This window comes from Roseiarcus sp., from assembly GCF_052145395.1.
In the GTDB taxonomy this organism is placed as follows: domain Bacteria; phylum Pseudomonadota; class Alphaproteobacteria; order Rhizobiales; family Beijerinckiaceae; genus Roseiarcus.
Map to the genome: position 1 here is coordinate 1 of NZ_JBKQOT010000588.1, position 7,281 is coordinate 7,281.

The following is a 7,281-nucleotide window of genomic DNA, read 5'->3' on the forward strand; positions in this document are numbered from 1 at the left end:
GCGCCGCGCGGCGGCGGCAGCGTCAGGAGATTTTGCGGCACGGGCTCGGGCGGCGCATTGAGAATGTCGCCGAGCCGCGCCACCGACACCTGCACCTGCTGGAAATCCTGCCAGAGCTGCGACAGCCTGAGGATCGGCTGCACGACCTGGCTTGCGATCATGTTGAAAGCGATCAGCTCGCCGACCGACATCGAGCCTGCGATCACCGATTGCGCGCCGATGAACAGGATCAGCGCCGTCGTGACCTTGCTGACGTACTGGATCATGTTCTGCCCGAGCGCGCCGGTGACGCCGGCGTCGAACGACTTGCTCACGTACGAGGCGAGCCGCTCCTCCCATTGGGCCTGCATCATCGGCTCGACGCTCGCCGCCTTCAGCGTCTGCGCCCCGACGATCGACTCGACCAGGAACTGCTGCGAGCGCGCTCCGCGGTTGAACCGCTCGTTGATCTGCTCGCGCAGAATCGGCCGCAGCACGGCGGCGATGAGGACGTAGACCGGGATCGAAACCAGCACCACCAGCGTGAGCTTGACCGAGTAGACGAACATGACCCCGATGAAGACGAGGGTGAACACGAGATCGATGAGCGCGGTCAGGCCCTGGCCGGTCAAGAAGCTGCGGATCGTCTCGAGTTCACGCATCCGCGCGACCGTCTGCCCGGCGGCGCGGGTCTCGAAATAGGCGAGCGGCAGGCGGAAGAGGTGATGGAAGAGCCGCCGCCCGAGTTCGACGTCGATGCGGTTGGTGGTGTGGCTCAGCGTGTACGACCGCAGGAATTGCAGCACGGTCTCGAACAGGCCGAGCGTCACCATGCCGATGACCAGCACGACCAGCGTCGACACGCCCTTGTGGACCAGCACCTTGTCGACGACGAGCTGGAAGAAGATCGGCGTCGCGAGCGCGAAAAGCTGCACGAACAGCGAGGCGACGAGCACGTGGCCGAGCGGCCGCTTGTAGCGCAGGATCGACGGCCAGAACCAACGAAAGCCAAAGGTGTTCGGATCGACCCCTGCTCCGCCGAGCCGCCGCGTCACCAAGACGACCTCGCCGCTCGAAAGCTTGGCGATCTCCTCCACCGTCATTTCGCGCACCGATCGCGCGATCGGGTCGATCAGCCGCCCCAGGCCCTTGGCCGAGCCGACGGCGATCAGCGCGAAGCCGCCGCTCTGCAAACCGATCAGCGCCGGATAGGGAATCGACGCCAGCCGCCTCGGCGTGACCTTGGTCAGAATGCGCGACTTCAGCTGCAACAGTTTCGCGCCGCGCACGATGTCCTCGGCGTCCGCCATCCGCCCCGTCAGCGCGAGCTGATGCTTCAACTGCATCGGATCCGCCGCAATGCGGTAGTGGCCGGCGACGAGCGCGAGAGCGGTGAGGCCGGAATCCAGAGGAGGAGAGGACGCGGCGACCGGATCGTCGAGTCGCGCCGGCGGTCGCCGGGTCATCAGAGCGGGCATGCGTGTCTCCCTCCCGGTCTGTCTGGGCGCTTCAGACGCCGCCGCCGGAGCCATCGGGTTCCCGCGGCGGCGTTGCGATGGTCAGGCGTGGCGTGCGAGGGCAGAGGCGATCACCGCGGCCTCGCTATGGGTCAGCGCGAACGGGATCCGGCGCGGCGGTTCCAACGACCGTGGACGAGGTTAGCGTCGAGCCGAGATGGAACGTCGAATCGAGCGCTCCCGCGGCAGTCGAGGTGAGCGTCAACTGCCCGCCGGCGCCGATGTTGAAGACCCCGAGGTCGCCGGCAAACTTGCCGTCGATCGTCACGTCCGCGTCGACCACGTTGTGGATCGTGTCGACCAGGAAGTTCTGAAGATCGACGGTGTCGTGGGCGGTGCTGAGCGCGAGACCGCTGCCTTCATGCAGGATGACGTCGCCCGCGCTCTGTTCGGTTCCGCCAGTGATCGGGAACTCGGCGACTGGGCTGGCGCCCGACGCGTCGACGGTTGCCGATCCGAGCGTCGAGACGTGAATCCCGAGACTGGTCAAAGTCGCCGCCGAGGTCAGCGTCACGTCGGTGTGGCCGCCCACGATCGGCTGTGTTTGGCCTTGGAAGCCGTAGTCGTGAAAAAAGTCGCGCACAAGGCTCAGCTCTTCGAAGGACGTCGGGAGCGGATTGGCGACCGGATGTGGCGCCGCCGTCCCGACCGGGACCGCGGTCGTCAGCGACGAGCCGAGCGCCTCGTTCACCGCGCCGATCGCGTCGCTGGTGAAGGTGAGCGAAAGGCCAGCGCCGATGTTGAATATGTCGACGTTGTTTTCGCTGACGCTGGTCGAACCGGTCTTCAGCGCGACGTCGCCGTAGACGACGTCAGTGTGCGTATCGACGCGGAAGTCGCTGACGGTGATGGAGCCGTGGCTGTCCGAGAACGTCAGACCGCTGCCCTGATGGAGGATCACGTCATAGGCGTCGGCATAGCCGCCAGTTATCGGGAAGTCCGCGAGCAAATCGCCCGCAGCGTCGAACGAGAGATTCGCGGAACCGAACCCGGAAACGTTGACATCAAGTTTCGTTAGGGCCGCCACCGTGCCCTTCGGCACCGTGACGAGCGTGTCGCCGCCGATCAGCGTGTTTGATGACATAGGCTTCTCTCCTTAGCGAGAACGCGCTCGACCCAAGAGACGCGCTGGTGTCGCCGCTTGTCCCGAGTCGCAAGCGGTAAACGAAACGCAAATTTCGACGGATCACCGTCGCATCAAAGAAAGCGCCGGAGTTTGCCTGACGACGAGCGCATTCGGGACAATATTCCGCTGTGCCTATTCGTGGGAATGCTTGTGAACGGCGTCAATAAGGACGTGTAAACGACGCCAATCATCCATCGGCGGCGCCTATGCGGACCAAGTCTGTTGTGAGCCAGTCGGCGCAGCGTGGGCGCCGGGGCCGGTCGGCCGTCCAAAAAGCGACGCCGCAATTTGGCGCCCTGGAGGGAAAGCGAACCGTCTCCGCGCGCGTTCCGCATTGCGGTATGACGCGCGTCAGCGCGCTCGTTGCGCTCCTACCGCTTGGCGAGTTTGCGCAGCCTTTCGGCCGTCCTTGACGCCGGCAAACCATGTCGACCGGCCGACCGGTATAGGCCCGTTCGGGCAAGGATGCCCGTCAGAGGGACAAAGCCCGACTCGGGAGGAGACCGCGCCATCGGTGTCGCCAGGCAAGGTTACCTGCCCCACTTGCGACGTCCGCGGCCGCGGCTGCTACGTCCACAAGACGTCGACTCCGGTCCCTCAGCATGGCGAGGAGCAAAACACTCGTGTTTGATGCGGCGCCGCGCCTCGAAGCGGCCTCAGGCCCCTCGCGCACAAGGAAAAAAGTTCGTTTTTTCAGTCGGTTACACGATCAATATTGCAATATATAGAAATTATGGATACCATGATCTTTTTTTACCGAAGAAGCGCCTTCCTTTGACCGACGAGAGGCCCATGTCCGTTTCGCCCCGCCCCGCCCGAATCCCCCTTTCGCCCGCCGCTCGCGCAATGCGGCTTCAACGCATTTTCGCCCGCATGCAGGAGGGCGAGAGCTATGCCGACATCGCCGCACAGGAGGGGATTTCGCGCGAGCGGCTACGGCAGATCGTGCGCGCCGCGACCGCGCGCCGGGAGGACGCCCCGGACCACCGGCGGATGCAGATCGCCCGCCTCATGCCGGCGTTGCGCCTCGCCGCCTACGACGTCGAGAGCGGCGACTCGAAAGCCATTCCCGCGCTGCTGAAACTGCTCGACCGGCTCGACCGCTACTGCGACGCCAGTCGTTCGTTCACGTCACCGCCGCTCGCGGAGTTCGCCGACGGGCCAAGCCGTCGGCTCCGCGCAGGCCGGGCGGCGGAACATCGCGCCGAGGTCGCGAGCACGCCATCGACCGGGCCAAGTCCCTGAAAAGGCTCGAAATGACAATGGGCGCCCCTTGCCAGAAGTTGGCATGGATTTGGGATCGGCGCCGCATCGGCTTGGGATCGGTGCCGATCCGGTTTGGGGGCGGCGCTCGCGTCGGCACTCGTGCGCGTCCGCAGCAGGGCGCGGTCGATGACCGCGCCTCGGGATCGCCGACTTCGCCCCAGAACGCTTCCGAAAAAGCGCATCGTGACCGATTCCAGCGCCTAAATCTTTGAAAAGACGGATGACCTGCCAGAACCTGCGCGCTTGCCGGGCGGGCGTCACATCCCCCCAAGGTGGTCGGCGACGGCGAAGATGTCCTTGTCGCCCCGGCCGCACAGGTTCATCACCATCAGGTGGTCCTTGGGGCGCTTGGGGGCGAGTTCGATCACCTTGGCGAGCGCTTGCGCGGGCTCGAGCGCCGGGATGATGCCTTCGAGCTTCGACAGGAGCTGAAAGGCCTCGAGCGCCTCCTTGTCGGTCGCCGAGAGGTAGGTTACCCGGCCGACGTCGTGCAGCCAGGAATGCTCCGGCCCGACGCCCGGGTAGTCGAGGCCGGCCGAGATCGAATGGCCTTCGAGGATCTGGCCGTCGTCGTCCTGCAGGAGGTAGGTCCGGTTGCCGTGCAGCACGCCCGGTCGGCCGCCGGCGATCGAGGCCGCATGGCCGTTCTCGACGCTGAGCCCGTGCCCCGCCGCCTCGACCCCGAAAATCTCGACGCCCTCGTCGTCCAGGAAGGGATGGAAGAGGCCGATGGCGTTCGACCCGCCGCCGATCGCCGCGACCAGGCTATCGGGCAGCCGGCCTTCGGCCTCCATCATCTGCTCGCGCGTCTCGTTGCCGATCACGCACTGAAAGTCGCGCACCATCATCGGATAGGGGTGGGGCCCGGCGGCCGTGCCGATGCAGTAGAACGTGTCGGAGACGTTGGTCACCCAGTCGCGCAGCGCCTCGTTCATCGCGTCCTTCAGTGTGCGCGCGCCGGCCTCAACGGGGCGCACCTCGGCGCCCAGGATCTTCATGCGGAACACGTTCGGCTTCTGCCGCTCGACGTCGACCGCGCCCATGTAGACGACGCAGTCGAGGCCGAAGCGGGCGCAGGCGGTCGCGGTCGCGACGCCGTGCTGGCCGGCGCCCGTTTCCGCGATGATCCGCTGCTTGCCCATGCGCCGGGCGAGCAGGATCTGGCCGAGCACGTTGTTGATCTTGTGCGCGCCGGTGTGGTTGAGCTCGTCGCGCTTGAAATAGACTTTTGCGCCGCCGAGGTGAGCTGTGAGGCGCTCGGCGAAATAGAGCGGGCTCGGCCGCCCGACATAGTGTTTGAGCAGGTTGTTGAGCTCGGCGTGGAACGCCGGGTCCGCCTTCGCCTGCTCATAGGCCTTCTCGAGCGACAGGATCAGCGGCATCAACGTCTCGGCGACAAACCGCCCACCGTAGATGCCGAACCGGCCGCGCTCGTCCGGCCCTTTGCGGAAGGAGTTCGGCTTGTCGAGCTTGGCCATTCAATCCACTCCAACGGTTGCGCGGGCGAAGGCGTCGCGCGCAGCAGCCACAAAGGCCGCGATCTTCAACGCGTCCTTGACGCCGGGCGCGCACTCGACGCCCGAGGACACGTCGACGCCGCGGGCGCCGGTTGCGCGGATCGCCTTGGCGACGTTGTCGGGGCCGAGGCCCCCCGACAGCAGCCAAGGGCGCCTCGGCGCGAAGTCGCGCGCGAGCCGCCAGTCGAACGGCAGGCCGTTGCCGCCGGGCAAAACGGCGCCGCTCGGCGGCTTGGCGTCGATCAGCAGATAGTCGGCCGCGCCGTCGTAGGCGCCGGCGGCGGCGAGGTCTTCGGGCGCGGCGACGCCAATCGCCTTCATGGTCCGTCGACCGAAGCGGGCGCCGATCTCGCCGACGCGCTCCGGGCCCTCCTTCCCATGCAACTGCAAGATGTCCGGATCGAGCGCCTCGACGACCTCCGACAACAGCGCGTCGTTGGGGTCGACCGTGAGCGCGACGATCCGCGCCCTGCCGCGCGCGGCGGCGCCGAGGGCGCGCGCCGCTCCGAAGCCGATGCTTCGCGGGCTCTTGGCAAAAAACACGAATCCGACCATGTCCGCTCCCGCCGCGAGCGCGGCGTCGAGGGTCTCGGGCGTGGAGAGGCCGCAGATTTTGACGAGGGGCGTCATCGCCGCCTGTTTCGGTCAAAGCGTCCGCGCTGTCAAAGGGCGCGCCGCCTTCGCCTTGACAAGCGGGGAGCAGTTTTGTCTCTACCCGAGCGCGCCGGCCATCCGGCCTTCGACTGCGGCCGCCGTCGTTCGCCGCAAGCGGCGAAGAGGAGAACCGCATGAAGCCCATCCGTGTGACCGCTCTCGCGGCGCTGGCGCTCACCGCATCGTCCTGCTCGGCGTCGGCGGCCGGCGACGCCGCTGCCGGCGAGGCCAAATTCAGGGTCTGCAAGGTCTGCCACCAGATCGGCGACGGCGCCCGGAACTTCGTCGGTCCGCAGCTCAACGGCGTCGTCGGCCGCAAGGCCGGCAGCGTGCCGGGCTACAACTATTCCGACGCCAACAAGAATTCCGGTCTGACCTGGGACGAGGCCACCCTGGCGAAATATCTCATGAGTCCGCGCGAAGTCGTGCCTGGAACCAAGATGGCCTTTCCCGGCATGAGCAAGGAAGACGACATCGCCGATCTGATCGCCTATCTCAAGCAGTTCGGCCCGGACGGTAAGAAGCTCTGAGAGGATTGCCGGCCGAAATCATACGCGCGTCGACCGGCTTGGGGCGGCGCCAAAGCATTGGCGCCAAAGTAGGTGGCTCTGCGCGTAGCGCGAAGCAGGGTTGCACAGTATCGTGACTCCACTTTCGCAGGCTTAGCCGGCGGAGGTGTGAGAGGGCCCGCGGCAGATGCGGCTCATAAGGTCCTGACAAGGGAGGAAACGAAATGGCGAAACTTGCGAACGCGCTCCTCGCGAGCGCGACGGGGATGTGTTGGCTCATCGGCGGCCTTGGCGCGGCCGGCGCCAACGAATCCGTGATCAAGGGCGGCCAGGACCCGAACGAATGGGCGGTCTACGGCAAGGACTACGCGAACACCCGCTTCAGCCCGCTGAAGTCGATCAACACCGGAAACGTCGGCAATCTCAAGCTCGCCTATTCGTTCCAGCTTGGCTCGTTGCGCTCGAACGAAGCCACGCCGCTGGTGATCGGCGACACGCTGTACGTCTCCACCTCCTGGGGGCCAAAGTACGTGTATGCGCTCGACGCAGCGACCGGCGCGAAGAAATGGACCTATGAGCCCGACTTGCCCGACGACGTGCTGCAGTTCGCCTGCTGCGACGTCAACAGCCGCGGCGTGAGCTACGCGGACGGCAAGCTGTTCGTCGGCCGCCTGGACGGCAAGCTCGTGGCGCTCAACGCCAAGACCGGCAAG

The 7,281-nt window shown here is 66.2% G+C and carries 7 protein-coding genes; 3 read left to right on the plus strand and 4 right to left on the minus strand.

Going from position 1 to position 7,281, the window contains the following annotated elements; genetic code table 11:
- Together ACLP25_RS20260 and ACLP25_RS20265 are read right to left on the minus strand one after the other, a co-directional pair.
- The coding region (locus tag ACLP25_RS20260) for an ABC transporter transmembrane domain-containing protein (RefSeq protein ID WP_442470958.1) at nucleotides 1-1,457 on the minus strand (1,457 nt) is incomplete at its 3' end.
- A 124-nt stretch (nucleotides 1,458-1,581) separates the two neighbouring features.
- On the minus strand, nucleotides 1,582-2,580 hold the full coding sequence (locus ACLP25_RS20265) for a hypothetical protein (protein ID WP_442470959.1): 999 nt from the start codon (nucleotides 2,578-2,580) through the stop codon (nucleotides 1,582-1,584).
- An 834-nt stretch (nucleotides 2,581-3,414) separates the two neighbouring features.
- Between ACLP25_RS20265 and ACLP25_RS20270 the strand changes: the two genes are divergently transcribed.
- Complete coding sequence (locus ACLP25_RS20270; protein ID WP_442470960.1) at nucleotides 3,415-3,867, plus strand: hypothetical protein; 453 nt, start codon at nucleotides 3,415-3,417, stop codon at nucleotides 3,865-3,867.
- A 278-nt stretch (nucleotides 3,868-4,145) separates the two neighbouring features.
- Here the strand turns inward: ACLP25_RS20270 and trpB are convergent, their stop codons facing one another.
- Entirely contained in the window at nucleotides 4,146-5,366 is a 1,221-nt protein-coding gene (trpB, locus tag ACLP25_RS20275; RefSeq protein ID WP_442470961.1) for a tryptophan synthase subunit beta, read from the minus strand.
- The gene (locus tag ACLP25_RS20280) at nucleotides 5,367-6,035 is read right to left on the minus strand and encodes a phosphoribosylanthranilate isomerase (protein ID WP_442470962.1); all 669 of its coding nucleotides are present in this window, start codon (nucleotides 6,033-6,035) and stop codon (nucleotides 5,367-5,369) included.
- Nucleotides 6,036-6,193: 158 nt separating this feature from the next.
- Here ACLP25_RS20280 and ACLP25_RS20285 point away from each other — a divergent pair, with 158 nt between their 5' ends.
- Nucleotides 6,194-6,589, plus strand: a complete 396-nt coding sequence (locus tag ACLP25_RS20285) for a c-type cytochrome (RefSeq protein WP_442470963.1) — start codon at nucleotides 6,194-6,196, stop codon at nucleotides 6,587-6,589.
- Between the two features lie 245 nt (nucleotides 6,590-6,834).
- On the plus strand, nucleotides 6,835-7,281 hold a 447-nt coding region (locus ACLP25_RS20290), incomplete at its 3' end, for an outer membrane protein assembly factor BamB family protein (RefSeq protein WP_442470964.1).

Excerpts from the sequence above, each read along its gene's own strand:
- ACLP25_RS20285 (WP_442470963.1), top strand. The coding sequence starts at position 6,194 with ATGAAGCCCATCCGTGTGACCGCTCTCGCGGCGCTGGCGCTCACCGCA.
- trpB (WP_442470961.1), bottom strand. The coding sequence starts at position 5,366 with ATGGCCAAGCTCGACAAGCCGAACTCCTTCCGCAAAGGGCCGGACGAG.
- ACLP25_RS20265 (WP_442470959.1), bottom strand. The coding sequence starts at position 2,580 with ATGTCATCAAACACGCTGATCGGCGGCGACACGCTCGTCACGGTGCCG.
- ACLP25_RS20270 (WP_442470960.1), top strand. The coding sequence starts at position 3,415 with ATGTCCGTTTCGCCCCGCCCCGCCCGAATCCCCCTTTCGCCCGCCGCT.
- ACLP25_RS20280 (WP_442470962.1), bottom strand. The coding sequence starts at position 6,035 with ATGACGCCCCTCGTCAAAATCTGCGGCCTCTCCACGCCCGAGACCCTC.